This window comes from Methylobacillus draconifructus (assembly GCF_045984385.1).
In the GTDB taxonomy this organism is placed as follows: domain Bacteria; phylum Pseudomonadota; class Gammaproteobacteria; order Burkholderiales; family Methylophilaceae; genus Methylobacillus; species Methylobacillus flagellatus_A.
Genome location: NZ_JBJQIJ010000001.1, coordinates 664,974 through 690,477, shown reverse-complemented (window position 1 = coordinate 690,477; position 25,504 = coordinate 664,974). Strand labels below are relative to the sequence as shown.

At 59.4% G+C, this 25,504-nt stretch carries 28 protein-coding genes; 17 read left to right on the top strand and 11 right to left on the bottom strand.

Annotation, left to right across the window (positions count from 1 at the left end):
* Positions 1-3: 3 nt before the first annotated feature.
* The 3 genes from cydB to ACKF11_RS03365 all read left to right on the top strand — a co-directional run bounded on the left by cydB (position 4) and on the right by ACKF11_RS03365 (position 1,624).
* Positions 4-1,011 (top strand): cytochrome d ubiquinol oxidase subunit II, encoded by a 1,008-nt coding sequence (gene cydB / locus ACKF11_RS03375; RefSeq protein WP_407994205.1) that lies wholly within the window; start codon positions 4-6, stop codon positions 1,009-1,011.
* Positions 998-1,147, top strand: coding sequence for a DUF2474 domain-containing protein (locus tag ACKF11_RS03370; protein ID WP_309564882.1), 150 nt, complete (start codon positions 998-1,000; stop codon positions 1,145-1,147). The genes cydB and ACKF11_RS03370 overlap by 14 nt, the downstream gene beginning before the upstream one ends.
* A 162-nt stretch (positions 1,148-1,309) precedes the next feature.
* Complete coding sequence (locus ACKF11_RS03365; protein WP_309564881.1) at positions 1,310-1,624, top strand: DMT family transporter; 315 nt, start codon at positions 1,310-1,312, stop codon at positions 1,622-1,624.
* 28 nt (positions 1,625-1,652) lie between these two features.
* Here the strand turns inward: ACKF11_RS03365 and speG are convergent, their stop codons facing one another.
* The 3 genes from speG to ACKF11_RS03350 all read right to left on the bottom strand — a co-directional run bounded on the left by speG (position 1,653) and on the right by ACKF11_RS03350 (position 5,445).
* On the bottom strand, positions 1,653-2,225 hold the full coding sequence (speG, locus tag ACKF11_RS03360; protein ID WP_407995946.1) for a spermidine N1-acetyltransferase: 573 nt from the start codon (positions 2,223-2,225) through the stop codon (positions 1,653-1,655).
* Positions 2,226-2,331: 106 nt separating this feature from the next.
* Positions 2,332-3,198 carry a TraB/GumN family protein gene (locus ACKF11_RS03355; protein ID WP_407995945.1) on the bottom strand — a complete coding sequence of 289 codons (867 nt, stop codon included), beginning with the start codon at positions 3,196-3,198 and terminating at the stop codon, positions 2,332-2,334.
* 15 nt (positions 3,199-3,213) lie between these two features.
* Positions 3,214-5,445, bottom strand: coding sequence for a YgiQ family radical SAM protein (locus ACKF11_RS03350; RefSeq protein WP_407995944.1), 2,232 nt, complete (start codon positions 5,443-5,445; stop codon positions 3,214-3,216).
* A gap of 90 nt (positions 5,446-5,535) precedes the next feature.
* On the opposite strand from ACKF11_RS03350, the gene ACKF11_RS03345 reads away from it, so the two are divergent.
* A complete protein-coding gene (locus tag ACKF11_RS03345) occupies positions 5,536-6,807 on the top strand; it encodes an OmpP1/FadL family transporter (RefSeq protein WP_407995943.1) in 1,272 nt (423 codons plus the stop codon).
* A 36-nt stretch (positions 6,808-6,843) separates the two neighbouring features.
* On the opposite strand, the gene ACKF11_RS03340 is transcribed toward ACKF11_RS03345, so the two are convergent.
* The 5 genes from ACKF11_RS03340 to ACKF11_RS03320 form a co-directional block, all read right to left on the bottom strand.
* The gene (locus ACKF11_RS03340) at positions 6,844-7,407 is read right to left on the bottom strand and encodes a hypothetical protein (protein ID WP_407995942.1); all 564 of its coding nucleotides are present in this window, start codon (positions 7,405-7,407) and stop codon (positions 6,844-6,846) included.
* A 12-nt stretch (positions 7,408-7,419) separates the two neighbouring features.
* Positions 7,420-7,596, bottom strand: coding sequence for a hypothetical protein (locus tag ACKF11_RS03335; RefSeq protein WP_407995941.1), 177 nt, complete (start codon positions 7,594-7,596; stop codon positions 7,420-7,422).
* Between the two features lie 15 nt (positions 7,597-7,611).
* Entirely contained in the window at positions 7,612-7,989 is a 378-nt protein-coding gene (locus ACKF11_RS03330) for a hypothetical protein (RefSeq protein WP_407995940.1), read from the bottom strand.
* A gap of 18 nt (positions 7,990-8,007) precedes the next feature.
* Positions 8,008-9,675 (bottom strand): GGDEF domain-containing protein, encoded by a 1,668-nt coding sequence (locus ACKF11_RS03325; protein ID WP_407995939.1) that lies wholly within the window; start codon positions 9,673-9,675, stop codon positions 8,008-8,010.
* A 310-nt stretch (positions 9,676-9,985) separates the two neighbouring features.
* A complete protein-coding gene (locus ACKF11_RS03320; RefSeq protein WP_407995938.1) occupies positions 9,986-12,193 on the bottom strand; it encodes a heavy metal translocating P-type ATPase in 2,208 nt (735 codons plus the stop codon).
* 134 nt (positions 12,194-12,327) lie between these two features.
* Between ACKF11_RS03320 and ACKF11_RS03315 the strand changes: the two genes are divergently transcribed.
* Complete coding sequence (locus ACKF11_RS03315; RefSeq protein ID WP_011479302.1) at positions 12,328-12,519, top strand: heavy-metal-associated domain-containing protein; 192 nt, start codon at positions 12,328-12,330, stop codon at positions 12,517-12,519.
* A 28-nt stretch (positions 12,520-12,547) separates the two neighbouring features.
* On the opposite strand, the gene ACKF11_RS03310 is transcribed toward ACKF11_RS03315, so the two are convergent.
* Positions 12,548-13,915 (bottom strand): multicopper oxidase family protein, encoded by a 1,368-nt coding sequence (locus tag ACKF11_RS03310; RefSeq protein ID WP_309565127.1) that lies wholly within the window; start codon positions 13,913-13,915, stop codon positions 12,548-12,550.
* Positions 13,915-15,312: a TolC family protein gene (locus tag ACKF11_RS03305; protein WP_407995937.1), complete on the bottom strand. Its 1,398-nt coding sequence runs from the start codon at positions 15,310-15,312 to the stop codon at positions 13,915-13,917. The genes ACKF11_RS03310 and ACKF11_RS03305 overlap by 1 nt, the downstream gene beginning before the upstream one ends.
* An 11-nt stretch (positions 15,313-15,323) precedes the next feature.
* On the opposite strand from ACKF11_RS03305, the gene ACKF11_RS03300 reads away from it, so the two are divergent.
* Positions 15,324-15,566 carry a hypothetical protein gene (locus tag ACKF11_RS03300; RefSeq protein WP_407995936.1) on the top strand — a complete coding sequence of 81 codons (243 nt, stop codon included), beginning with the start codon at positions 15,324-15,326 and terminating at the stop codon, positions 15,564-15,566.
* A gap of 113 nt (positions 15,567-15,679) precedes the next feature.
* On the opposite strand, the gene ACKF11_RS03295 is transcribed toward ACKF11_RS03300, so the two are convergent.
* Positions 15,680-16,045 (bottom strand): hypothetical protein, encoded by a 366-nt coding sequence (locus ACKF11_RS03295; RefSeq protein WP_407995935.1) that lies wholly within the window; start codon positions 16,043-16,045, stop codon positions 15,680-15,682.
* 101 nt (positions 16,046-16,146) lie between these two features.
* On the opposite strand from ACKF11_RS03295, the gene aat reads away from it, so the two are divergent.
* The 11 genes from aat (at position 16,147) to ACKF11_RS03240 (ending at position 25,476) form a co-directional block, all read left to right on the top strand.
* Positions 16,147-16,842, top strand: coding sequence for a leucyl/phenylalanyl-tRNA--protein transferase (aat, locus tag ACKF11_RS03290; RefSeq protein ID WP_407995934.1), 696 nt, complete (start codon positions 16,147-16,149; stop codon positions 16,840-16,842).
* A complete protein-coding gene (locus ACKF11_RS03285) occupies positions 16,839-17,597 on the top strand; it encodes an arginyltransferase (protein WP_407995933.1) in 759 nt (252 codons plus the stop codon). The genes aat and ACKF11_RS03285 overlap by 4 nt, the downstream gene beginning before the upstream one ends.
* Before the next feature lie 182 nt (positions 17,598-17,779).
* The gene (locus tag ACKF11_RS03280) at positions 17,780-18,661 is read left to right on the top strand and encodes a prephenate dehydrogenase (RefSeq protein WP_407994221.1); all 882 of its coding nucleotides are present in this window, start codon (positions 17,780-17,782) and stop codon (positions 18,659-18,661) included.
* A 2-nt stretch (positions 18,662-18,663) separates the two neighbouring features.
* Positions 18,664-19,953: a 3-phosphoshikimate 1-carboxyvinyltransferase gene (gene aroA, locus ACKF11_RS03275; protein WP_407995932.1), complete on the top strand. Its 1,290-nt coding sequence runs from the start codon at positions 18,664-18,666 to the stop codon at positions 19,951-19,953.
* Between the two features lie 24 nt (positions 19,954-19,977).
* Complete coding sequence (gene cmk / locus ACKF11_RS03270; protein WP_407994223.1) at positions 19,978-20,667, top strand: (d)CMP kinase; 690 nt, start codon at positions 19,978-19,980, stop codon at positions 20,665-20,667.
* Between the two features lie 84 nt (positions 20,668-20,751).
* Positions 20,752-22,461 (top strand): 30S ribosomal protein S1, encoded by a 1,710-nt coding sequence (gene rpsA, locus ACKF11_RS03265; protein ID WP_407994224.1) that lies wholly within the window; start codon positions 20,752-20,754, stop codon positions 22,459-22,461.
* Positions 22,462-22,473: 12 nt separating this feature from the next.
* The gene (locus ACKF11_RS03260) at positions 22,474-22,761 is read left to right on the top strand and encodes an integration host factor subunit beta (protein ID WP_309564865.1); all 288 of its coding nucleotides are present in this window, start codon (positions 22,474-22,476) and stop codon (positions 22,759-22,761) included.
* Positions 22,762-22,871: 110 nt separating this feature from the next.
* Positions 22,872-23,129, top strand: a complete 258-nt coding sequence (locus tag ACKF11_RS03255; RefSeq protein ID WP_407995931.1) for a LapA family protein — start codon at positions 22,872-22,874, stop codon at positions 23,127-23,129.
* A gap of 71 nt (positions 23,130-23,200) precedes the next feature.
* Positions 23,201-24,364: a lipopolysaccharide assembly protein LapB gene (gene lapB / locus ACKF11_RS03250; RefSeq protein WP_309564863.1), complete on the top strand. Its 1,164-nt coding sequence runs from the start codon at positions 23,201-23,203 to the stop codon at positions 24,362-24,364.
* Complete coding sequence (gene pyrF, locus ACKF11_RS03245) at positions 24,361-25,059, top strand: orotidine-5'-phosphate decarboxylase (RefSeq protein WP_407995930.1); 699 nt, start codon at positions 24,361-24,363, stop codon at positions 25,057-25,059. Before lapB ends, pyrF begins: the two co-directional genes overlap by 4 nt.
* Before the next feature lie 117 nt (positions 25,060-25,176).
* The gene (locus ACKF11_RS03240) at positions 25,177-25,476 is read left to right on the top strand and encodes a ComEA family DNA-binding protein (RefSeq protein ID WP_407995929.1); all 300 of its coding nucleotides are present in this window, start codon (positions 25,177-25,179) and stop codon (positions 25,474-25,476) included.
* The last annotated feature ends 28 nt before the right edge of the window (positions 25,477-25,504 follow it).

The following is a 25,504-nucleotide window of genomic DNA, read 5'->3' as shown; positions in this document are numbered from 1 at the left end:
TAGATGGATTTTGATTTACCAATGATATGGCTGGCGGTGATCCTGTTCGCCATCGCAATGTACGTGATCATGGACGGGTTCGACCTCGGGATCGGCATCCTCTTCCCGTTCGTCAAGGATAAGCATGACCGCGACGTGATGATGAACACCGTGGCTCCCGTCTGGGACGGCAACGAAACCTGGCTGGTGCTGGGCGGCGCCGGCCTCATGGCGGCCTTCCCGCTGGCGTACGCGGTGGTGCTGAGCGCCCTGTACCAGCCGATTATCCTGATGCTGCTGGGGCTGATTTTCCGCGGCGTGGCGTTCGAGTTCCGCTTCAAGGCGCCCGAGCGCGAGCAGGCGTTCTGGGACAAGGCCTTTATCGGCGGCTCCGTCACTGCGGCATTCTTCCAGGGGGTGACGCTAGGCGCCTATATCAACGGCATCGTGCTGAGCGGCAACGCATTCTCCGGCGGCGCATTTGACTGGGTCAGCCCGTTCTCGCTGTTTACCGGGCTGGGCGTGATGGTCGCCTATGCCATGCTGGGCAGCACCTGGCTCATCATGAAGACCGAGGACAAGCTGCAGCAACGCATGCTGCAAATCACCCGCCCTCTGGTAGGGCTGGTCGTGATAGCGCTGGCGGGCGTGAGCATCTGGACGCCGCTGGCCCACCCGAGTATCGCCGAGCGCTGGTTCAGCCTGCCAAATTTCTACTTCCTCTCCTTCGTGCCCGTGCTGGTCGCCATCAGCCTGTATTCCCTCATGCGCGAACTCAAGTCGGGCTACGACCGCCAGCCCTTCATCGCCGCCTTGATCATTGTGCTGCTGGGCTTGTTTGGCCTGGCGATCAGCATCTGGCCGCAGATCATCCCGCCGCACGTGACGATCTGGGAAGCCGCGGCGCCCCCCGCCAGCCTCAAGTTCGCGCTGGTCGGCACCCTGGCCATCATCCCCGTCATCCTGGCCTACACGATCTGGTCATACCGCGTCTTCAAGGGCAAGGTGCGGCACGGCGATGGCTACCACTGACCAGGACAAGGCGCGACCGGCCTGGATCAAGCGCCTGCTCTGGCTCGCCTTGATCTGGGCGGCCAGCGTCACTGCAATGCTGGCTGCCGCATTTCTCATGCGGCTTTTCATGCAGGCGATCGGCCTGCATTCCTGAACGGCGGTACTTCCCGGCCTGGTTTGACAGCCGTGCCGGGACGTGAAAGAATCAATCCATGTCTGTCGCTGGCGGTATTCTCAGCCAGCGCTCACGTGATGGGGACGGCCCCATCATGCTCCAAGATCGCGGGACGGCCCGAGCTGCATGAAAGGGTTGCATATGTCCTGGATATACCTGTTACTGGCCGGTGTGTTTGAAATCGGCTTCACCACCTGCCTGAAATTTTCCGAGAGCTTCAGCAAGCCTTTGCCTTCGATCGGCTTCCTGGTGTTCACGATCCTGAGCTTCTTCATGCTCACCAAGGCGCTGGAAGGCATCCCGCTGGGAACCGCCTATGCCATCTGGACCGGCATCGGCGCTTGCGGCACCGCCGTCATCGGCATCTGGCTGTTCGGCGACCCGGCCGGCACATTGCGCATCATGTTCCTGCTGCTGTTGATCGGCTCCATCATCGGCCTGAAGCTCGTTTCATGAAGACATTGCACTGATGAGGAAGGCAGGATCAGTCATCCTGCCACTCCCTCAAGACCGAGGCATCCACGGGCGCCGGCCCGACATGGCGCAGGTAATCGTCCTGCAACAAGCGCATGCGCAAGGCATCCCGGTAAGAGCCGTTGGAAAAGAACTCTTCCTTCAAATGCCCTTCCACCTCGAAGCCGCAGGTTTCATAAATATGGATCGCTGCCTGGTTGTCCGTGTCCACGACCAAGTACACCTTGTGCAGGTTCAACACGCGGAAGGCATAGCCCACCGCAATGCGCGTCGCCGACTTGGCAAGGCCGCGGCCCTGATAATCGGGCGCGATGATGATCTGGAACTCCGCGCGCCGGTGGATGTAGTTGATCTCCACCAGCTCGACCAGCCCTGCCAGCTCGCCGTTTTCCAGCTCGATAATGAAGCGCCGCTCGTTCTGGTCGTGAATGTGCCTGTCGTACAGGGCGACCAGCTCGTCATAAGCTTCGTAAGGCTCCTCGAACCAATAGCGCATGATGGTATCGTTATTGTTGAGCTTGTGTACGAAATGCAGGTCGTTGCGCTCCAGCGGGCGCAAGTTGATGCGGTCGGGCATCGCCATAATCAATCCATATGCATTATGTGGGATAGCTTGATTATAGCGCGCCTGGAATGTGAACAAGCGCTAGACAAAATGCCAAGCAAGCGCAGAGCTAATGAGGCATTGGCTATTTGACGGGAGACACGTTAAAACCTGAGCGGCTGAGCAAATCGATGACGCCGCCCTCTCCAGGCAAATGCGCAGCGCCGACAGCCACGAATACCGGCTGCCGGTCTGCGGCAGCGGCAATGCGCTCCGCCATGCGCACGTTGCGCTCGTCCAGCAACTTGACACGCAGCTTTTCCCATAGCCCGGCAGGCAGGTCATCCGCCGTCAGCTCGGAATCCAGCGCGGCCACTTTATCCAGATTGCCGGAAAGATAAGCCTGTATCAGCAGTTCGAAGTCTTTTTCCTTTTGCTCCTGGCTGCGCTTGAGCACGCTGCGCAATATCTGCAACTGCTCTTCCAGCTTGATGCTTTCCAGCGCGGAAAAATGCTCCTGCGGCGTTTCCAGCGCCTCGACGGCCTTGCCTGCGCGTTGCGCCTGCAGGTAAAGCTGCACATCCAGGGTATAGGGAGACTGCGATACGGGCAGGTCGAACACCATGGACAGCAGCCACGGCTTCATGCGCAACGCCATGTCGCGCGGCAGGCCGTGAAAATCGGCAGCGGCATAGACTTGCTCCAGCTCTGCCTCGGTCAGCATTTGAGCCAGGCTGCCCTGCATATAGTAAGGCGAGACGTCATTGGAGGGCAGCACCTCCATCATGAACGATTGCGCAGACTCAAGCGCCGTATTGACGGGCTCTGCCAAGGTCGTCACCCTGGGATCGTCCACATGGATGGTGCCGAACAGGTAGCTGACGGTGCCGTTGCCCGCCTGCACCTTCCACAGCATGCCGTCGCCAGCCGCCATCGCGACTGCGGACCACAGGCAGCAGGCGGAAAAAAAGCCCCGCAAGAGCAAACTTGTGAGGCTTAAGAAAGTACGCATCCCCGTCATGCAGCGTTACGGACGGCCAGGCTTCCTTGCAGGCCTGCCGGAATGCGAAGCGGCAGGACGCTTGCCGGCGACAGGCGTGCGGCCCGCCGGGCGTGGCGCAGCTGCTGCAGGCTTGGCCGCGCGGCGGCTGCCGTTGGCCTTGGCCTGCTCCTTGGGCAAGATCGGCTGCCAAGCGGGCACCAAATGCCTCTTGCCGTTGCCGATCAGATCTTCGCGGCCCATTTTCTTCAATGCCTCGCGCAGCATCGGCCAATTGTTGGGGTCGTGATAGCGGATGAAGGCCTTGTGCAGGCGGCGCACGCCGCCCGCCTTGGGGATCGGCACGTCTTCGCTGTCGTGCGTCACCTTGCGCAAGGGGTTCTTGCCCGAATGGTACATGGCGGTCGCCATCGCCATCGGCGTCGGGGTGAAGGTCTGCACCTGGTCGAGCTTGAAATCGTATTTCTTCAGCCACAAGGCCAGGTTGAGCATGTCTTCATCGGTAGTGCCCGGGTGCGCCGCGATGAAGTAGGGAATCAGGTATTGCTCCTTGCCCGCCTCGCGCGAGAACCTTTCGAACATTTCCTTGAATTCGTCGTAGGCGGTCATCGCCGGCTTCATCATCTTGCTGAGCACATTCTCTTCGGAATGCTCGGGCGCAATCTTGAGATAGCCGCCGACGTGGTGCTGCACCAGTTCCTTCACGTATTCCGGCGATTTCACGGCGAGGTCGTAACGCAGGCCGGAACCGATCTGGATGCGCTTGATGCCGGGGATCGCCCTCGCCTTGCGGTAAAGCTGGATCAGGTGCGAATGGTCGGTATTGAGGTTCTCGCAGATGCCAGGGAACACGCAGGAAAGCTTGCGGCAATTCTTCTCTATGGTCTCGCTCTTGCAGGCGAGGCGGTACATGTTCGCTGTCGGGCCGCCGAGGTCGGAGATGGTACCGGTGAACCCTTCCACCTTGTCGCGCACTTCCTCGATCTCCTTGAGGATGGAGGCTTCCGAGCGGCTCTGGATGATACGGCCCTCGTGCTCTGTAATCGAGCAGAACGTGCAGCCGCCGAAACAGCCGCGCATGATATTGACCGAGAAACGGATCATCTCCCAGGCCGGGATACGCTCTCCCTGGTATGCCGGGTGCGGCGTGCGCGCATAGGTGAGGTCGTAGACATAGTCCATTTCCTTGGTCGTCAGCGGGATCGGCGGCGGATTCAACCAGACTTCGCGGTCGCCGTGCCGTTGCACCAATACGCGCGCATTGCCCGGGTTGGCCTCGAGGTGCAGCACGCGCGAGGCGTGGGCGTACAGCACCGGGTCCTGGGCAACCTCCTCGAAAGCGGGAAGGCGGATGAACTGCCTGCTGCGCTCCGCCTTGGGCTTGTTCGGCTTGCGCACGATGGCGATGGCCTGCACGCCCGGCTCCAGGCCCTTGTTGGCCGCAGCGGCGGCCGTGGATGCGCACGACTCGCCGGTTTGCTCCATCGCCGGTTCCATCGCATAGGGGTCCACCGGCTTGTCTATCTTGCCCGGGCGATCCAGGGCGGTGGAGGATACTTCCTCCCAGCCTTCAGGCACGTGCTTGCGCAGGAAGGCGGTGCCGCGTATATCGGTAATCTCGCTGACGGTTTCTCCCTTGGCGATGCGGTGGCTGATCTCGACCAATGCACGCTCGGCGTTGCCGTAGATCAGGATATCCGCCTTGGAATCGACCAGCACCGAACGGCGCACCTTGTCGGACCAGTAATCGTAGTGCGCAATCCGGCGCAACGAGGCCTCGATGCTGCCGATCACCAGCGGCACGCCCGGAAAGGCTTCACGGCAACGCTGCGAATATACCAGGACGGCGCGGTCAGGCCGTTTGCCGGCTATCGCGCCAGGGGTGTACGCGTCGTCGGAGCGGATCTTGCGATCCGCCGTGTAGTGATTGACCATGGAGTCCATGTTGCCGGCGGTAATGCCGAAATACAGGTTGGGCTTGCCCAACGCGCGGAACGGATCGGCAGAATGCCAGTCTGGCTGGGCAATGATGCCGACACGAAAGCCCTGGGCCTCCAGCAAGCGACCCACCAAGGCCATGCCGAAACTGGGGTGGTCGATATAGGCGTCGCCCGTGACCAGGATAATGTCGCAACTATCCCAGCCCAATTTATCCATTTCTTCGCGCGTCATGGGTAAAATGGGGGCGGTGCCGAAGCGCTTGGCCCAGTATGGCCGATAAGCGCTCAGTAAACGTGGTGATTCCGGTCGTAATTCCATAGGGTCGGCATTTTACCTTGGAATCCCCGCAGCATGATGAAAATACGCTAAAAATTTATAAATTTAACTGATAAATCAGGCAATTATTCAATGACAACCAGTTTCATGCGCCTGAGGGCGCGGCAAGCAGGCCGGGGAGCGGCAACCTTGTTATTCACGCTGGCGATGCCGGTCCACGCCACCAACGGGTTCAACCTGATAGGTTTCGGGGCGGAATCGCTGCTCATGGGCGGCGCCGATGTGGCGGTAGCGCGCGACAGCTCCGCCATCAACACCAATCCTGCCGGGCTCGCCCAGGTCCAGGGCAAGGCGTTCGATGGTTTTGGCAGCGTATTGCGCACCTTGGACTTATCGCATGCGGATCAACACGGCAGCGACGTGCATGCATCCAACCGTTATACGCCCTTGGCGGGAGGCGGTTATGTGCAATCCCTAGAAAGCCTGCCATGTACGGCCGGAGTCGGCACCTTCGTGCAGGGAGGCGCCGGCGGCGTATTCCGCCACATCAATACATCACAGAACGGCCAGGATAATTTCTCTGCCAAGTTCGGGATTGCCAAGATTGGTGTCGGCATAGGCTGCCAGGTGACTGAGCGGCTATCGCTGGGAACCACCGTAGGGTTCACCTACGCCAGTATCCAACAATCGCTTTATCGCGACTCCCCCGGCATTGGCGGCATCAAGCTGGAAGATGCCGACGGCATACGCCCCAACTTCAAGATCGGCCTGCAATACAAGCTCAGCCCCACATTGACCCTTGGTGCGGCTTACACGGAAAAAACCAAGCTGCCCCTCACCGGAGGGTCGTTCTCGCTTAATGCCGGGGCCCAGACATTCCATTACGATGACGCCAAGCTGGACGGTTTTGCCACACCGAGGGAAGTAGCGATCGGCCTGGCCTGGAAGCCCAAGGCCGATTGGTTGCTCGCCTTCAAGCTCAACTGGATCAACTGGTCCGACGCGCTGAAGTCCACCACATTGACCGCCCGCAATCCGGACAGCGCATTCGCGCCCTCCCGAATCACAAGCAGCAACCGCATGGATTGGCATGACCAGGTGGTATTGGCGCTGGGACTCGCCCACGAACTGAATGACAAGACCACGCTCTATGCCGGATACAACTACGGACGCAATCCCATGCCCAGGGCATCCACCACGCCGTTCATCGCAGGCATACTCGAGCACCACTACACCCTTGGCGCCGCCTACAAGTTCAGTCCCGAATGGACGTTCACCGGCGGTCTGGAGTACTCCCCGGTGGTGAAGGTCAACTACAACAATAGAGAGCTGCCATTCGGCGATGCCCAGCTGCGGAATGAGGCCCTGTTCCTGCATTTCATGCTGAGCCGCCGCTGGCAATAGGCATCGGGCGCGTTTGCCGCGCCCGATGCCGGGGCCTTACTTCTGCTCCAGCTCGATGCTGGAATCGAAACCGAATACCTTGCCCGCCCAGATGAACACCACCCAGACCAGTACCCCGAATGGCAGGTAGCCGAAAAAGCCCAGCAACGGCATTTCCGCAAAAATGTGGATCACGTCGACATAGGGAATGTTGTAGATCCAGTAGTTGGGATTGGTCTGCAATTCAGGCAGCGGATGCGCGCTGCCGTAGTTCCATACTTCCCAGAAGAAGCCGTTGAACAGCGAAGCCAGCGCCACCAGGATCATCGGGGTCCAGTTGCCCTGGGCCAGCGCGCTGACCGGGTTCCAGATGTTGAGGCGCATGAGTATGCCCGCCACCACTGCGAACGGTCCGATCCATACTACCCAGAACAATGGGTAAGGCAGGAAGGTCATGAGGAAAATCAGCGCAAATCCGCCCCAGATCAGCAGCCAGGCAGGCAATGCCAGCTTCGGGCCCTGGCTATAGCGGCTAGCCAGTTTGGGACAGGTCTTGAGCAATGTGTACCATTCAAAGATGGCGGGCCACACGGTGGTGTAGGCAATGAGGAACAAGGCCACGATCAGGCCGTGCTACAAGCCGGGAATGTGCGTATTGGGGTAATACCAGTTCCCCAGCACGAAATAGTCGTAATACTCGAAGAACAGCCAGCCGAATACCGATACCAGCGCGCTGATGGCGAAGGTCTTCGGCTTGCTGGACAGCAGCGAGACGCCATTGTTGCGCCGGTAGGTCCAGCCATCCAGCACCAGGATGAAACCCCATCACATCGGGCTGAAGGCATAATAGACCAGGTTGCCGAATGGCGTGACGCGCGCCCACATCAGCCACCAGAAGAACAGGGTGAATGCCGCGCCTATCCAGAACCAGAGCGGGAACGGCTTTTTAGCCGGCTTAGGTGCGGGCGGGACCGGCTTGAAGCCGAACCAGCTCGGGAACAGCAGGAAAATGCCGAAGGCGGTTTCCACCAGGGCAATGACGATGAATATCGTCAGGTTGAACCCCGGCACGGGTTGGTCGTAATCCGGCGGGAATACGCCGAACCCCGGCGGCAGATGGGTATCGGGATAGGCGAACCATGCAGCGATCAATGGCAGTGCCAGACAGACCAGCACGGGCCAAAGCAAAGGCCATTTCTTCATTTTTTATCCTCCTTGTGATCAAACGATTGTCGTTGTTTTTCTCGGATGTTGCTCGGCACTACGCTGGCGCTCGCGCTTCTGCGCATACATGCGCGTGTCCGCCAGATACTTGAGCATGTTGCTGTCACGGCTTTCCATGGCATGGGCGATGCCGTAACTCATGCCCGCAAACTGGAACCCCTGCTTCCGCAGCATATCGATAGACCTCGCCAGGCATGCCTCCAGCTTTTGCACATTGCCTTGCGGACTGGTAATCGCAAACTCGTCCCCGCCGATCCGATGCAGGACGCCCAGTTCGCCGAGCGCCTCATTCACCGTGTAGGCAAAAGAACGCAGCAGTTCGTCACCGCGCTTGTGGCCGTAGTTGTCGTTGTAGAACTTGAGGCCGTCGATATCAATGAAGACTAGCACGCCGTCGACCGGCAGCGCGGACAACTCCTGGTCCAGCGCATAACGGTTGGGCAGCTCGGTCAAGGCATCGGTATGGGCGATCTTCAGGTGCCGCTTCGACAGCGTCAGGGCATGCTCTTTTTCATAGTTGAGCAAGGCAAACTGGCGCGCCAACACCAGGGCCAGCAGCACCATTTCGACCGTCACCGCCAGCATTCCCAGGTGCTCTATATAGAAAGTCTGCGATCCGCTCACGCGCGTATTGGTGATGGAATACGCGCCAATCACGAAAAAGGCCGAAATCGCGCCCAGGTAGTATTTCGCGATCAGGTTCCCCCGCCATGCCTTCCTGATCCCCGCCGTCAATCCATACAGCATGATCAAGCCGACCCCGACCCGCGCAAGTTCCAGCGAAATATTGGGCCAGATCAGGGCTGCCGGAATGAACAGTGCGAGCAGGAAAATAATGCCGTGCCCCAGCCGGCACAGCTTGGAATCGGAATACCTGCGCAGCTCGAGGAGGTAGATCACGAAATAGACATAGGCGATATTGGAGAACAGGATGGGGAAACTGATCAGGTAAAACCAATGCACGCCGAACAGGTCCGGCAGGATCAACAATGCCGTGCCGTTGTAGAAAATGTTCCCGAGGATGAACAGGGCGTACATGCGGTCCGTTGCCTGCTTGCGGATATACCCCAGGGCCGCGTAGTAGATCGCGAGGATCAACATGGCGCCGTATGACACCAGTACGACGGCGTTGCCGAACTTGATCGACTGCTGGTATTCCGGGAGCGTGGCGATGTAGGGCTGCGGGTGGGCAAGGAAAAACGGCGCACTGACCTCGCTCACCAGTTCGTAGCGCCCTGCTGGCAGCATGATGTCGCGCCCATGGCGCAGCATGTAGGGGTTGGCGACGCGGGATTGTATTCCGCCTTTGAGCTCCGCCACCTGCTCCCCCGCGGCATTATAGATATGGTGGGTAAAATGGCCGATGACGCTTGAGCTGTCGAAATCGATGACGTAATGCCCAGTCTTCGCCAGGTCGAATGCAGCCTTGTAGATGAAATACCCGCCGGTTTTGGCGGGGCTGGCGACAGGTTTCAATCGGCCCTGTTCGTGCCATGCCTCTTTCGAGCCGTCATGCTCGACGGCTTCATACCACGTGCCGCTCCCTGCCAACGGTTGGGCGTGTGCCAATAGCACTTGGCACGCCAACAGGCATGATAACAGCCAGCGCATAGTCCAGCGCTTGATCGGCATGGCTTTCACCATCAATGGCATGAACGCAACCATTCCCTCCCCTGAATGAAGCTGTATGAACCGGCCGACCCGAAGGCCTCCATGCTTGGCTGAGCATTCTACAATGCTGCCGCCGACCCCAGCATAAAAAGTTTTACCGGGCCTTGCCGATCCATACGCATGAACTGAGCGTTTGAGGCGGGCGCCTTGGCGGCGGACGCACTTGCATCATTCAGCTAATTTTTATTAAGTATCGAATACCGGATATCCGATTCCGGCATTGAATCACACCCTAAAATCGCTATCCCCCCATGAAGCAGTTCAAGCAATGGAACTCAAGCAATTAATGTTCCACAATACCCGGTCAATCGCCATCACTCCCTGAACGCGCCATTCCTGCAGGCCGCCAGCGCCGCAACATCAAGGCGTTGGTAACCACGCTGGCCGAGCTCAACGCCATCGCCGCACCAGCCACCACGGGGTTCAGCAAGCCCATGGCCGCCAGCGGGATTCCCACCAGGTTGTAAATGAACGCCCAGAACAGGTTCTGCCGTATCTTGCTGTAAGTTCGGCGCGAAATCGCGATCGTATCCGCCACCAGCAATGGGCTGCTACGCATCAAGGTGACGGCTGCGGTATGCATCGCGACATCCGTCCCGCTGGACATGGCAAAGCCAATATCCGCCGCAGCCAGCGCAGGCGCGTCATTGATGCCATCCCCGACCATGGCCACCACCCTGTCCCGTTGGCGCAAACCCGTCACGACTGATGCCTTGGTATCAGGCAACTGCTCTGCGTACACTTCGTCAAGCTCCAGTTGCCGGCTGATGCGCTCCGCGCTGGCCGGGTTGTCGCCAGTCAAGAGCAACACCCTGATGCCGAGCGCGTGTAGATGCTGTATCGACGCCGCAGCCTCGGACTTGAGCTCATCGCCGAATGCCATGAGGCCAAGCAGCTCAGGCTGCCCGACGTCGTTATCCGCAGCGAGCCAGGAAATGGTGTACCCGTGTTCCTTCAGCGACGCAAGCTCGGCTTGCATGCCTTCCGTCGATACGCCCGCCTGCTGCATGGCACGCTGGTTGCCCAGCCAGACGCGACGGCCATCGACCTTCGCCATCAGGCCGCTGCCCGACAATGCCACGGCATCCGTCGCGGTGGCAGCCTCCACCCCTGCGGCTTGTGCATGCTCCAGTACCGCAACAGCCAGCGGATGGTGGCTGCCCCGTTCCAGTGCCGCCGCCAGCCTGAGCAACTGAAGCTCCTGTCCCGGCACGCTGGCCACCTTGATCACGCGCGGCTTGCCCACCGTCAGCGTGCCGGTCTTGTCGAATGCCACCGTATCGATCCTGTGCGCCAGTTCCAGCGCATCCGCATCCTTGATGAGGATGCCGTAACGCGCCGCGACGCCGGTCCCGGCCATGATGGCAGTAGGCGTCGCCAGCCCGAGCGCGCAAGGGCAGGCAATCACCAGCACCGCCACCGCATTGAGCACCGCCTGCTCCCACTGCCCGTCGTGCCACACCCACCCCGCCAACGTCAGCGCGGCAATCAGCAAGACCAGCGGCACGAATACGGCGCTCACCTTGTCGACCAAGCGCTGAATGGCCGGCTTGGCGATCTGCGCATCCTCCACCATGCGGATGATGCGGGAAAGGGTGGTCTCTGCGCCGATCGCCGTCGTCTCCACCAGCAATACGCCATCCAGGTTCACGGCACCGCCTGTCACCTTGCCGTCCACCCCTTTCTTGACCGGCACGCTTTCGCCAGTGAGCATGGATTCATCAAGGTGGCTGCCGCCCTCGCGTATCACCCCGTCCACAGGCACTCGCTCGCCAGGACGCACCAGCACCATATCGCCTACCATGACTTCGGCCAATGGCACATCCTGCTCGACGCCGTTGCGGCGGACGCGCGCAGTATCCGGGCGCAATGCCTGCAATGCGCGTATGGCTTCGGTAGTCTGGCGCTTGGCGCGGCTTTCCAGCCACTTGCCCAGCAGGACCAGGGTGATCACGGCGCTGCTGGCCTCGAAATACAGATGCGCGGAGTGCTGCCAGAGCAGGTACACGGAAAGCCCGTAAGCTGCGGAAGTCCCGATAGAAACGAGCAAATCCATGTTGCCCGAGAGATTGATCGCGGCCTTCCATCCCGCACGGTAGAACCGGGCGCCCAGCCAGAACTGCACCGGCGTTGCCAGCAGCCACTGCACCCATCCAGGAAGCATCCAGTGCTGCCCTAGCAGCATCCCCGCCATCGGCAGCACCAGCGGCAAGGTCAGCAAGGCAGCGATGCCGACCTTCCAGCCGCCCTGGATATCCTCGACCGGCGCAATGGGCGCGTCCGGCCTGATCAGGCGGGCCTGGTAGCCCAGCTTGGACACCGCCTGCTCGACCTGTTGCGCCAGGTCGGCGCCAACCGCTTCCACATGCGCTTTTTCGGTTGCCAGGTTGACATTCGCCAGCTGCACGCCCGGCAACTTGTTCAAGGATTTCTCGATGCGCCCGGCACAAGCCGCGCAAGTCATGCCGGTAATGGCGAAATCCAGTTTTTCCAATGGTGGCTGCATTGTCATCGCGGCAACTTCCTTATCATATCAATCTTGCACGGGCCTCTCACAAGACGAAGGCTTGACTTTACCATGCGGGAAAGGCGCATACTGTTGCGCCTGTATCCAACCAATTCTCAATATTCAATCTGGAGCTTTTCATGCATACATTCAAGGTCAACGACATGAGCTGCAATCATTGCGTACAGGCGATCACCCAGGCTGCGCAGGCGGTCGACCCGCAGGCAAAAGTCACGGTGGACCTCGCGGGAAAGGCCGTGCATATAGACAGCAGCGCCGATATCGCCCGCTTTCGCGATGCGATCAGCGAAGCCGGCTACACGCCTGAATAGCGGCCGCATCAACCCGGAGGGCGTGACGCTAATGCCCTTCATGTCCGCCCGGCTTCCTGATATGCAAGGTATGCCCCTCGCCGTTTGCAGCGGGCGCCCTGCTCACCGGCACCCCGCTGGCGTCGACTTCGTGCGCCACAGTGCCGGGGGGATTCGGGTAATCTCCCGGATCGCTGTAATCTCCGGCCTTCAATCCCGCACGCACCTTGACCGCAGTAAACATGCCGCCCATGTGCATGTCCCCGAACTGGCCCTTGCCGCTCATCATCGGCAGGGTATTTTCCGGCAACGGCATGTCCATCTCGCCCATTTCCGCCATGCCGCTTTCCCCCATGGGCATGTAGTCCGGCAGCAGCTGCGTGATCTTGTCGACCAGCCCTTTCTGTTCTACGCCTATCATGGTCGGCACCTGGTGGCCCATGGCATTCATGGTATGGTGGCTCTTATGGCAATGGAAAGCCCAGTCTCCCGGCGCATCGGCGACAAACTCGACCGCGCGCATCTGGCCGACGGCGATATCGGCGGTCACTTCCGGCCAGCGCGCCGCAGGCGGGACCCAGCCGCCGTCAGTCCCCGTCACGGTAAACTCGTGCCCGTGCAGGTGGATGGGATGGTTGGTCATGCTGAGGTTGCCGACGCGTATGCGCACCCGCTCGTTCAGCCCGGCCACCATGGGAGCGATGCCCGGGAACACGCGGCTGTTGAAAGTCCAGAGATTGTGCTCCAGCATGGTCGCCACCTTGGGCGTGTAACTGCCGGGGTCAATGTCATAGGCGTTGATGAGGAAGACATAGTCCCGGTCCACGCGCATGAAATCGGGGTTTTTAGGGTGCGTGACCCAGAACCCCATCATGCCCATGGCCATCTGTACCATTTCGTCGGCGTGCGGATGGTACATAAAGGTGCCGGCACGCTTGGCCTCGAACTCATAGACAAAGGTCTTGCCGGCCGGGATCGCCGGTTGCGTGAGGCCGCTCACGCCGTCCATGCCGTTGGGCAGGCGCTGCCCGTGCCAGTGGACGCTGGTTGCCTCCGGCAGGCGATTGGTAACGTAGATGCGCACACGATCCCCCTCCACCACCTCGATCGTCGGCCCAGGGCTCTGGCCGTTGTAACCCCACAGATGCGCCTGCATGCCGGGCGCGATCTCCCGTACCACGGGTTCCGCCACCAGGTGGAACTCCTTGACGCCATCGCGCATGCGCCACGGCAGGCTCCAGCCATTCAAGGTCACCACCGGGTGAAAAGGCCTGCCGTTGCCAGGCGCGCGGGGCACCTGGGTTTCTGCACTGCCCATGCTGGCAATTTCCGGCAAGGCCGCCATCGCCACCTTGCTGACCGTGCCCGCAGCTACGGCAGCCGCTCCGAGCCTGAAAAAATCACGGCGATTCAGCATCATTCTCCCCTTCCATTCTCATCCAGGGATGCCACGGGCCCCATGGTCGCCATCGTCAGCCCGGCGTCCGCCAGCCAGAAATCACGCACGGCATTGATATACCGGCTCACGCTGCTGACCTGCTCCCGCGCGTCCGCAAGCAATTCGAAGGCGCTGAGCAGCATGCCGTTGTAGCGCAGCTGGTGCTCTTGCAGGATGCGCTTGCGCAGCGGCACGATCTCGTCTTGGACATGGCGCGCCATTTCGTAACGCACGCGGTACCGTGCATAGGCGGCCCGCACCTCGGTTTCCGCATCGATGGCTGTTTGTGCCGTACGCTCGAGCGCCTGCGTATAGATTGCCTCGGCGCGCTTCACGCGCGCGCTGCCCCAGTCGAACAATGGCAGTTCAAAGCCCAGCGTGATGCCCTTCTTGTAAGCCTCGCCGCGCCGCCCCTCCAGCACGCGGGCCGGGCCGATATCTAGCACATTGATCAGGCGCGTGGTCTTGCTCAAGCCGAGCTGCTTGGCGAGCGCATCCACCTCGGCACGCATCGCCAGCAAGTCCAGCCTCTGCAGGAAAGCCTGCTGCTGCACCTGCAAGAGATCCTCCTCCTTGGCCGGCAGATCAGGCAGGCGCGGCGGCAGCGTGAATTGCTCGCTGTTTCCCAGCCCGATCGCACGCGACAACCGCTCGCGCGTCATGCGCTGGTGTTCGCGCGCCGCCGCATACTCCAGCGCGGCATCGGCATAAAAGCTTTGCTCGCGCGCCTGGTCCAGCTTGCTCCAGTTGCCTTGCTGGTGCATGCGCCGCGCCAGCTCGGCCGCCGCTTCCGCCGCCTGCATCACCTGCGCGGCATACAGCGACGATTGCTCCGCCGCGACAGCCGCAACCCAGGCCTGCCGGGTTGCCTGCGCCAAGACCAGCACCTGCAGGCTTACCTCGCGCTTGGCCTGTTCGAAGCGTTGCTGCTCCACGGCCTTGGCCTGCGGCATCGTCAGCAGGGAAAATAGATTGAAGGTGAACGACTGCTCGATCTTGTAGTCGCCGTCATGGCGCGTGTACAGCATGGAGAAACGCGGATTGGGCAAGCGCCCGGCCTGCACCAGGTCCGCTTCGGCAATGCCAAGCGCGGCTAAACCGGCTTTCAGGCCCCGGTTGTTCAACAAGGCCAGCTGCACAGCTTCCTCGACTCCGAGCGGCTTTGCTAACAATTCCTCCGTCCGCTGCTGCGAAGAAACCTCTCCAGCACTATCCAAGGCCACGTCCTGTTTCAGGCGTTGGGCAACCGTGGAGCGTACATCGTCCATGCCGCCGTTGCGGCTGAACGTGGCGCAGCCGGCGAGCAGGCCAGTGACGATGGAAAGAGCAAGAACGGCAAGGCAGGATATATATTGCTTAGGCAACAACTTGACCATGATCATTCCCCATGCATGTGATGGTGGCCGTCTCCGTGCTGCCCATCGTCATGTTGCGTGGCATGCTGATGCTGCTCATGGCCGGCATGGTCGTGGTGCATATCGTGTTCGGCATGCGGCTGCAGCGGGGCGGCTGCGGCACCCTGCTCGAATTTCTGGTATTGCCCGAGGACCGGCTCATGGCGCAAGGCCGGACTAGACTCAGTTTCAGCCTCTGCTGCCACCACGGGCAGGACAAGGCACAGGCAGCCTAACGCTGACAAGGCTATATTGAATCGCATGATGCTCTCCATTCATGATATGAAGCCTGCTTGATGCAAGCGGGCCATTAAAACCTTTGGCCGCAGAGGCAGCGGCCATGACGAGATCAGATGGAGGGCGAGATCGGCGGGCGCTGCCATTGCGCCAGGGCGGGCGGGAAATAAATCAGGCTTGACGCGATGTCCACCTGGCGAGGCGGCAAATCGGGCGTAGACATGCGGATGGAAATGGGCAATACGCTGAAGCATGACAGGCAATCATGGCAGTTCCTGCAATGGTCGCTATGCTGCTCATCATGCTGATACGCGCCGTCATCATGCTGCGCATGATCGTGGGTAGCATGATGCTGATGCGCCGCTGGCTGCGCTGTCGCAGGGGAAACATCAGGCAGATGAAGGCTGCTGCTAGCCGCTACGGTATCCGCGAGGAACATGGTCAGCAGCAACAGGATGATGGTGCGATAAAGGCGCATGGAAGAAAAATAGCACAATCAGGACATGCAGCAAAGCCGCAACTGCATTATGCTAAGCTAATCCTGACCATGTCACCACAATCCGTTACCCACCAACGCTCATGAGCCATCAATACTACCGCCTGCCTGGCGGCCTGGTGCGTGCATTGCAGGCAAATACGCCCTTCCCTCCCTTGGAGGCTGCATTGCAGGAGCCCAACGGGTTAATCGCAATCGGCGGCGAACTGACTGCCGAACGCCTGCTCACCGCCTATTACCAAGGCATATTCCCCTGGTTCAGCGAAGGAGAGCCCGTATTGTGGTGGAGCCCGGACCCGCGCATGGTGCTGTTCCCCGGTGAGCTGAAAATATCCAGGTCGTTAGCCAAGCGGCTCAAGCGCCAGGATTACGAAATCCGCTACAACACAGCCTTCAAGGAAGTGATCGCCGCATGCGCGGCCACCCCACGCGAAAGCCAGAACGGCACCTGGATCACCGAAGACATCATGGAAGCCTATACCGCGCTGCACCAGCTCGGGCATGCCCACAGCGCCGAGACCTGGATGGACGGCAAACTGGTAGGAGGCTTGTATGGCGTCAGCCTGGGCAGGATGTTCTATGGGGAATCCATGTTCCACCATGCCACCGACGCCTCCAAGCTCGCATTCGTGCATATGGCGCAACGCCTCCAGGCTTTGGGTTGCGACATGATCGATTGCCAGATGAAAACCCAGCACCTGGCCTCATTGGGCGCACGCGAGATTCCACGTGCAGAATTTTCACAACGGCTGCATGAATTGGTACACTATCCGACATGACATTGCCCGGCGAACAGCATCTGCATAAAATCCAGTTCTACGCCACCACGGCGTATTCCTGCGGTTACCTTGCAGATAAACCAGCGCAATCGCTGATTGCCACACCGCACCACCTGATTGACGCCCATGCCTACAGCGGCCTGATACAGCTTGGTTTCCGCCGCAGCGGCAAGTTTGCCTACCGTCCCCATTGCGAGACTTGCCACGCCTGCATCCCCGTCAGGCTGCCGGTCGCGGATTTCCAGCCCAGCCGCAGCCAGCGCCGAGCCTGGAAACAGCACCAGAACCTGTCCGTCGCCCTCATGGAACTGACTTTCTCGGAAGAACACTTCGCCCTCTATTCCGCCTACCAGGTCGCCCGGCACGAAGGCGGCTCCGGCGACCCGGAAACCGCAGAGCAATACCGCAACTTCCTGGTACAGAGCAATGTGGAAAGCCTGATGGTGGAATTCCGTGAAGACGGCGTACTGAAAATGGTCAGCGTGGTGGACATCGTGCGCGACGGCGTTTCTGCGGTCTATACCTTCTATGATGCGGCGGACCGCCATGCGAGTTACGGCACTTACAACATCCTCTGGCTGCTGGACTGGTGCGCGAGCCTCAACCTGCCTTACCTTTACCTGGGCTACTGGATCAAGGAAAGCCGCAAGATGGCCTACAAGCAAAACTTCCTGCCCCAGGAAGGCTTGATCGACGGCGAATGGCGCCCGATCCATGCAGAACAGCCTACTGAACAGCCTGAACAACAAAAATAATACTGCCTGCAGTGAACCAATTCCGCGTTCACCACTCCTAGCATTACTCCTTGTCATCTCCTGCAACCGGCGTTTTGTGCTTATCTGCCTTCGCACAAAACGCCTTGGTTGCCTTTCCCCATCCAGCTGATGACAGCCGGCATGTTACAATTGCGCTTTTAACTCCGCGCTTTATCCTCATCTTGAAAAAACTGCTTGTTTTCGGCGTCGGCCTGATTGGCGGCTCGCTCGCACTTGCGCTCAAGGCAGCAAACGCAGGCTGGCATATCACTGGCGTCGGACGCACAGGCGACAGCCTGCAGGAAGCCCTCACGCTTGGCATCATCGATGAAGCCGTGAGCGACCTCGCCGCAGCACTCCAAGATGCAGACGTGGTCATGATCGCCACCCCGGTAGCACAGATTGCCCCGATCTTGCAGCGTATTGCCCCCCACCTCGCAGACAAGACCATCGTCACTGATGCAGGCAGCACCAAGGCCGATATCGCCGAACAGGCACGGCACATCCTCGGCAATGCGGCATCGCGCTTCGTGCCCGGCCACCCGATCGCAGGCGCGGAGAAAAGCGGGCCCTCTGCCGCGCAAGCCACGCTGTACCAAAACAAGAACGTGGTGCTCACCCCGGGCAAGCATACCGATCCGGCCGCGGTCCAGGCAGTGCGCGCGCTCTGGGCCAGCACAGGCGCTATCGTGCGCGAAATGAGCCCAAGCGGGCATGACACCGTCTTTGCCGCGGTCAGCCACTTGCCGCACCTGCTGGCCTTTGCCCTGGTGGACGAATTGGCCGCCCGCCCGGATGCGGACCAGTTCTTCGAGTTCGCCGCCAGCGGCTTCCGCGACTTCACCCGTATTGCGGGCAGCTCACCGGAAATGTGGCGCGACATCAGCCTTGCCAACCGTACCGCCTTGCTGCAGGAGCTGGACCGCTACCAGGCAGCTCTCGCCGATCTGCGCCACACTTTGGAACAATGCGATGCAGACGGCCTGCAAGCTACCTTCGAACGTGCCAGCCATGCCCGCAATGCCTGGGCCGGGCGCAACACATCCGCATCATGGAAGAATTAAGCATGAAAACCCTGACCCTGCCTGCCGCACGTCACGCCCATGGCACAGTCAAGCTGCCGGGCTCGAAAAGCATCTCCAACCGTACCCTGTTGCTTGCAGCGCTGGCGCAAGGCAATACCGAGATTCACGAGCTGCTGGCATCTGACGATACGCAACGCATGCTCGAAGCCCTGCACACGCTCGGCGTCAAACTGGAGCAGACCGGCACTCACCAATGGCAGGTGGAGGGAACGGGAGGGCAATTCCCGGTCAAGCAGGCCAAATTGTTCCTCGGCAATGCCGGCACCGCCTTCCGCCCATTGACGGCGGCCCTGGCCTTGTCGCAAGGGGACTATGAACTGTCGGGCATCGCGCGTATGCACGAGCGTCCGATCGGCGATCTGGTGGATACGCTCAATGCTGCTGGCGCCACCATCGAGTATCTGCAAAACCCAGGCTTCCCTCCCTTGCATATCCGACCGGCACAACTGGACACCAGCCAGGCGCTCCGCGTGCGCGGCGACGTCTCCAGCCAATTCCTGACCGCCCTGTTGATGGCCTTGCCGCTCACGGGCAGGGAAGCCCGCATTGAAGTCGTCGGCGAACTGATTTCCAAGCCCTATATCGAAATCACGCTCAACCTCATGCGTAGGTTCGGCATCGAAGTGTTGCGCGACGGCTGGAACGCATTCACCATCCCTGCCGGCAGCACATACAAGAGCCCTGGCATTGTTCAGGTCGAAGGAGACGCCTCCTCCGCTTCCTACTTCCTGGCAGCAGGGGCGATTGGCCACGGCCCCGTCAAGGTGGAAGGCGTAGGCCGCAACAGCATCCAGGGCGACGTGCGCTTTATAGAAGCGCTTGAGTTGATGGGGGCCGCCGTCAGCACCGGGGACAACTGGATCGAAGTCCGTTCGACGCCCGGCAAGCTCAGGGCCCTGGACCTTGACTGCAACCACATCCCGGATGCGGCGATGACGCTGGCCATCCTAGCGCTGTTTGCCGAGAGCCCGAGCACCTTGCGCAATATCGCAAGCTGGCGCGTCAAGGAAACCGACCGTCTCACCGCCATGGCGACAGAGCTGCGCAAGGTCGGAGCGATTATCGAGGAAGGCAGCGACTATCTGCGCATCACGCCTCCTCCGGAACTGGCTCCCAACGCACAAATCGACACCTATGACGACCACCGCATGGCGATGTGCTTCTCGCTGGTCGCCCTCGGCGGCGTGCCTATCGTGATCAACGATCCGAATTGCGTCGCCAAGACCTTTCCTGATTATTTCGAGCGCTTTGCCATGCTGCTGCAAGCGTAAAACAAGATTGCTTTCGTATTTCCAATGACCGATATACCAACATCCGCCGTTCCCGTCATCGCCATCGATGGCCCATCCGCCTCGGGCAAGGGCACCGTTGCACAACGCGTGGCGCAAACCCTGGGCTATCACTACCTTGATTCGGGAGCCATTTACCGCATTGCCGCCCTTGCAGCACTCAGGCGCGGCATCAGCTGGCAGAATGAAGCCGCGCTGGCAGACATGGCTGCAGGCCTGGATATTCGCTTTTCTGCAGGAGAAATCTACCTGGACGGCGAAACCATCACCGAAGCGGTACGCACCGAACAAATCAGCCGTGGTGCCTCGGAAGTCGCCGTTCATCCGTCATTGCGCCGTGCGCTGCTCGACCTGCAGCAAAGCTTCCGCAAGGCGCCCGGCCTGGTCGCGGATGGACGCGACATGGCGACCGTAGTCTTCCCTGACGCCCAAACCAAGATATTCCTCACTGCCAGTGCCGAGGTCAGGGCGGAGAGACGCTATAAACAGTTGATAGAAAAAGGAATCCATGCTAATCTCGCGGAAATCTTGCAGGATTTGCAAACCCGCGATGCAAGGGACAGCCAACGAGCCGTTGCGCCATTGCAAAAAAGCGAGAACGCGAGGTTGCTGGAAACCAGCGACCTTAGCATAGACCAGGCGGTCGATGCGATACTGGATTACAGCCGCGCTGACACTGGAAATCAAGTTTTGTAGTAGTACGAGTGCCGTGAATCTCACCGGTTCATGGTTTTTTTAATTTGACCCGCTGCACGGCGGGATTATCTGGATATTTTTTTAATGGCTAACCTTTCAACCACAACCTCCTCCATGGAAAGCTTCGCAGCCCTGTTCGAGGAAAGCCTGGCTCGCCAGGAAATGCGCTCCGGTGAAGTGATCACCGCCGAAGTTGTCTCCGTCGATGACGACTTCGTTATTGTCAACGCCGGCTTGAAGTCGGAAAGCGTGATCCCCGCTTCCGAGTTCCGCAACGACCGCGGCGAACTCGAAGTGAATGCAGGCGACTTCGTCAAGGTCTGCATCGAATCCCTGGAAGATGGTTATGGTTCCACCAAGCTGTCGCGCGAAAAGGCCAAGCGCCTCGCGGCATGGCAAGACCTCGAAGAGGCAATGAACGAATCCCGCATCATCAAGGGCATGGTCAATGGCCGCGTCAAGGGTGGCTTGACCGTCATGGTCAACAGCATCCGCGCGTTCCTGCCAGGCTCCCTGGTTGACCTGCGCCCTGTCAAGGACACCACTCCTTTTGAAAACAAGGAATGGGACTTCAAGGTCATCAAGCTCGACCGCAAGCGTAACAACGTTGTGGTTTCCCGCCGCGCCGTACTGGAAGAAACCATGGGCGCCGACCGCGAAGCACTGCTCGAATCCCTGAAGGAAGGCGCAGTGGTCAAGGGTATCGTCAAGAACATCACCGACTACGGTGCGTTCGTTGATCTCGGCGGTATCGACGGCCTGCTGCACATCACCGACCTCGCATGGCGCCGCGTCAAGCACCCATCCGAAGTGCTGACCGTAGGTGAAGAAGTTGAAGCCAAGATCCTCAAATTCGACCAAGAGAAGAACCGCGTTTCCCTGGGTATCAAGCAATTGGGCGACGATCCATGGGTTGCTTTGGGCCGCCGCTACCCAGTCGGCACACGCCTGTTCGGCAAGGTGACCAACCTGACCGACTACGGCGCATTCGTTGAAATCGAGCCAGGCATCGAAGGTCTGGTGCACGTTTCCGAAATGGATTGGACAAACAAGAACGTTCACCCTGCCAAGATCGCTCAACTGGGCGACGAAGTAGAAGTGATGATCCTGGAAATCGACGAAGACCGTCGCCGTCTGTCCCTGGGCATGAAGCAATGCCAGGCCAACCCATGGGATGACTTTGCTGCTTCCCACAAGAAGGGTGACAAGGTCAGCGGCCAGATCAAGTCCATCACCGACTTCGGCGTATTCATCGGTCTGCCTGGCGGTATCGACGGCCTGGTGCACTTGTCCGACCTGTCCTGGAATCAGCCCGGCGAAGAAGCGATCCGCAACTTCAAGAAGGGTGACGAACTCGAAGCCGTCGTACTCAGCATCGACGTTGAGAAGGAACGTATCTCCCTGGGCGTCAAGCAGCTCGACAGCGACCCGTTCAGCGCCTACACCGCACTGAATGACAAGGGCGCCATCGTCAAGGGCACCGTCAAGTCTCTCGAAGCCAAGGGTGCCGTGATTGCCCTGGACAACGAAGTTGAAGGTTACCTGCGTGCTTCCGAAGTTTCCCGTGACAAGGTAGACGACATTTCTACCGTGCTCAAGGAAGGCGAAGAAATCGAAGCCCGCATCACCAACATCGACCGCAAGAACCGCTCCATCGCCTTGTCCATTAAGGCGAAGGATCTTGCCGATGAAGCTGATGCATTGCAGAAGTTCAGCAATGATGCCGGTTCCGCTGGCACCACCAACCTTGGTGCATTGCTGAAAGCCAAGCTCGACGGCAAAAACAACGAGTAAGGTCATAGCGTCATGACCAAATCGGAGTTGATTGCCAACCTGGCTGCGCGCTTTCCGCAACTGGTCGTCAAGGATGCAGAACTTTCCGTCAAGGCCATCCTTGACTCCATGACGGATAATCTCGCTTCTGGTGAACGCATTGAAATCCGTGGTTTCGGTAGCTTCAGCCTGAACTACCGCCCGCCACGACTGGGACGCAATCCCAAGACTGGCGAAAAGGTGCAGGTGCCCGAGAAGCATGTGCCTCACTTCAAGGCAGGCAAGGAATTGCGTGAGCGTGTAGACGGCAACAGCGATTAAGCACGCAGACTGCTGTGCTAGGAAAAGCGGTAGCATTCAGGTGCTACCGCTTTTTTATTTTTTTACATCAAATCCTGCACGCCTTGGCGATGCTTGGGTAAAATCGGGGCATGCGCACCATATATACGATACTTGGCGTCTTGCTGTTCATCCTGCTGCTTGGATTTGCCTTCAAGAACGCAGAGCCCGTCGAGCTTGCCTATTACCTGGGCTATTCTTGGAAAGCGCCGCTTTCCCTCATGCTTCTGATCACATTCTTCAGCGGCATCATTGCCGGCATCATTGCCTGTCTGGGATCGCTGATCGGCCAGCGCCGCAAGCTGCTGGCGCTGGAAAAAGAAATCAAGAACCTGAAGATGAACAAATAACAAGCGTATGACTTGTGATGCCATCCCTAGCTGAATGCCTGTCATGTTGATTACAGGCCTGGAAACCGATCATGGAATTTGAATACTGGTGGCTACTCGCCCTCCCCCTTTTTTTCACGCTTGGCTGGCTGGCCGCACGCGTGGATATCAATCAACTGCTGACCGAATCCACCGCCTTGCCCGCAGCTTATTTCAAGGGCTTGAACTTTCTTATCAGCGACCAGCATGACAAGGCGATCGAAGCCTTCATCGAAGCCGTGCAAGCCAATGCCGACTCCATGGAGCTGCATTTCGCGCTGGGCAGCCTGTTCCGCCGCCGCGGCGAGGTAGACCGTGCCATTCACCTGCACCTCAACCTGCTGGAGCGCAAGGAGCTGCCGGACCAGCAGAAGCAGGCTGTCATGGCGGAGCTCGCACAAGATTACCTCAAGGCCGGCCTATTCGACCGCGCCGAAGAGCTATTTAGCTCATTGCACGACAGCCGCTACAAGCAGACCGCATTACGCGCGCTGCTGGAAATCTATATCCGCGAGCGCGAATGGCACCATGCCATCAAAAGCGCCATTGAGCTCGAACGCCTGTCCGGCATTTCCTTCCGTAAGGAAGTGGCGCAATTCCACTGTGAAATCGCGATGAAGGCCATTCTTGAGCATGATGCACATAGCGCGCGCCATGAGTTGGAAACGGCAATTGAAGCCGACAAGCGCTGTGTCCGCGCCAACATCATGCTGGGCGATCTCGAGGCCGGCACCGGCAACCACAAACAGGCCATCTCCTTCTGGAAGCGCGTGGAGTTCCAGCGTCCCGAATATCTCGGGCTCGTCGCCCCCAAACTGCTCAACAGCTACAAGGCGTTGAACAGCCTGGATGAGGGTATCGCCCTGCTCAAGGGTTATTTGCAGACATACAAGCTTCCCGCCATCCTCAACCTGGTCTATGAAACCACCTTGAGCGAAGAAGGGGCAGCCAGCGCCGAAGAACTTGCGCGGGAGGAACTGCGCCGCAAACCCAGCCTGCAGACCCTGGATCAGTTCCTGCGTGCGCAATCGCTGTTGGAAGGTGCCAACCAGCAGGATGCCTTGCTGATGCAGCAGACCGTACGTTACGCCATTGGCAACCGCAGCGCGCATTACTGCGACCAATGCGGCTTCCGCGCGCGCAACTTCCATTGGCAATGCCCGGCATGCAATGCCTGGGAATCCCTCTCACCCGAAACCAAAGAATCCGCCGTATGACCGACCCCAAGATTATCGTCGCCCTTGACTACGCTGATGCTGCAAGCGCCCTCGGGCTGGCCCGGCAACTCGACCCTACCCTGTGCCGGGTCAAGGTAGGCAAGGAGCTGTTCACGGCTGCCGGCCCGCAACTGGTGGAAGAGCTGGTCAAGCGCGGCTTTGGCGTGTTCCTCGACCTCAAGTTCCACGATATTCCCAACACGGTTGCCAAGGCTTGCGAAGCAGCAAGCAAACTCGGCGTATGGATGCTCAACGTGCATGCTTCAGGCGGCAGCCAGATGATGCAGGCAGCACGCGAGGGCGTTGCCCGCAGTGGCCATTCGCCATTACTGATTGCAGTCACGGTCTTGACCAGTATGAACCAGCAAGGACTGACAGAACTGGGAATTGATACCCCGCTTGAACAGCATGTGCTACGCCTGGCAACACTCGCGCAGCAAGCAGACCTGGACGGCGTTGTCTGCTCCGCCCAAGAAGCCCCTGTGCTGCGCCGGACACTGGGCAATGACTTCCGCCTGGTGACGCCCGGCATCCGCCCTGCCGATGCCGCCATCGACGACCAGTCCCGCGTGGTCACTCCTGCCGATGCACTTGCACTGGGCTCCAATTATCTGGTGATAGGCCGTCCCATCACCAAGGCTGCCGACCCGTTGGCCGTCCTGCATCATATCCGGGAATCAATCCTGGAAAAATAAGGAAAATCGCTTACAAAAAAACTATACTTTCCTCCAATAGCTCATGCTCAACATGAGGCATATGATGGCTTTTCCCTGGAACAACAGGGTCTTACCAACATTTTAGAGGAGAGCATCATGAAGTCTTTGTTGTTTGCAGTCCTGATCTTGCTTGGGTTGACGTTCAATGCCATGGCTGCGGTTGACCTCAACACCGCCTCTGCGGTGGAACTGGAATCGGTAAAAGGCATCGGCCCGGCAAAAGCCCAGGCGATTGTCGATTACCGCAAAACTAACGGCAATTTCAAGTCGGTTGACGACTTGGGCAACGTGAAAGGGTTTGGCAAGAAGAGCGTAGACAACCTGCGCGGTGAACTTTCCGTCGGCAAAACGTCCAAGGCGGAAAAAGCGACAACGGCGAAAAACGACAAGAAATAAGCGCTGCATTAAAAAACAAAAGCCCCTA

Coding starts and splice junctions, on each gene's coding strand:
- rpsA (WP_407994224.1), top strand. CDS start 20,752: ATGGCTAACCTTTCAACCACAACCTCCTCCATGGAAAGCTTCGCAGCC.
- ACKF11_RS03370 (WP_309564882.1), top strand. CDS start 998: ATGGCTACCACTGACCAGGACAAGGCGCGACCGGCCTGGATCAAGCGC.
- ACKF11_RS03345 (WP_407995943.1), top strand. CDS start 5,536: ATGACAACCAGTTTCATGCGCCTGAGGGCGCGGCAAGCAGGCCGGGGA.
- lapB (WP_309564863.1), top strand. CDS start 23,201: ATGGAATTTGAATACTGGTGGCTACTCGCCCTCCCCCTTTTTTTCACG.
- pyrF (WP_407995930.1), top strand. CDS start 24,361: ATGACCGACCCCAAGATTATCGTCGCCCTTGACTACGCTGATGCTGCA.
- ACKF11_RS03310 (WP_309565127.1), bottom strand. CDS start 13,915: ATGCTGAATCGCCGTGATTTTTTCAGGCTCGGAGCGGCTGCCGTAGCT.
- ACKF11_RS03240 (WP_407995929.1), top strand. CDS start 25,177: ATGAAGTCTTTGTTGTTTGCAGTCCTGATCTTGCTTGGGTTGACGTTC.
- cydB (WP_407994205.1), top strand. CDS start 4: ATGGATTTTGATTTACCAATGATATGGCTGGCGGTGATCCTGTTCGCC.
- ACKF11_RS03305 (WP_407995937.1), bottom strand. CDS start 15,312: ATGGTCAAGTTGTTGCCTAAGCAATATATATCCTGCCTTGCCGTTCTT.
- ACKF11_RS03325 (WP_407995939.1), bottom strand. CDS start 9,675: ATGGTTGCGTTCATGCCATTGATGGTGAAAGCCATGCCGATCAAGCGC.
- speG (WP_407995946.1), bottom strand. CDS start 2,225: ATGGCGATGCCCGACCGCATCAACTTGCGCCCGCTGGAGCGCAACGAC.
- ACKF11_RS03260 (WP_309564865.1), top strand. CDS start 22,474: ATGACCAAATCGGAGTTGATTGCCAACCTGGCTGCGCGCTTTCCGCAA.
- ACKF11_RS03320 (WP_407995938.1), bottom strand. CDS start 12,193: ATGACAATGCAGCCACCATTGGAAAAACTGGATTTCGCCATTACCGGC.
- ACKF11_RS03355 (WP_407995945.1), bottom strand. CDS start 3,198: ATGCGTACTTTCTTAAGCCTCACAAGTTTGCTCTTGCGGGGCTTTTTT.
- ACKF11_RS03285 (WP_407995933.1), top strand. CDS start 16,839: ATGACATTGCCCGGCGAACAGCATCTGCATAAAATCCAGTTCTACGCC.
- ACKF11_RS03300 (WP_407995936.1), top strand. CDS start 15,324: ATGCATGTGATGGTGGCCGTCTCCGTGCTGCCCATCGTCATGTTGCGT.
- ACKF11_RS03295 (WP_407995935.1), bottom strand. CDS start 16,045: ATGCGCCTTTATCGCACCATCATCCTGTTGCTGCTGACCATGTTCCTC.
- cmk (WP_407994223.1), top strand. CDS start 19,978: ATGACCGATATACCAACATCCGCCGTTCCCGTCATCGCCATCGATGGC.
- ACKF11_RS03330 (WP_407995940.1), bottom strand. CDS start 7,989: ATGAAGAAATGGCCTTTGCTTTGGCCCGTGCTGGTCTGTCTGGCACTG.
- aat (WP_407995934.1), top strand. CDS start 16,147: ATGAGCCATCAATACTACCGCCTGCCTGGCGGCCTGGTGCGTGCATTG.
- aroA (WP_407995932.1), top strand. CDS start 18,664: ATGAAAACCCTGACCCTGCCTGCCGCACGTCACGCCCATGGCACAGTC.
- ACKF11_RS03350 (WP_407995944.1), bottom strand. CDS start 5,445: ATGGAATTACGACCGGAATCACCACGTTTACTGAGCGCTTATCGGCCA.
- ACKF11_RS03255 (WP_407995931.1), top strand. CDS start 22,872: ATGCGCACCATATATACGATACTTGGCGTCTTGCTGTTCATCCTGCTG.
- ACKF11_RS03315 (WP_011479302.1), top strand. CDS start 12,328: ATGCATACATTCAAGGTCAACGACATGAGCTGCAATCATTGCGTACAG.
- ACKF11_RS03365 (WP_309564881.1), top strand. CDS start 1,310: ATGTCCTGGATATACCTGTTACTGGCCGGTGTGTTTGAAATCGGCTTC.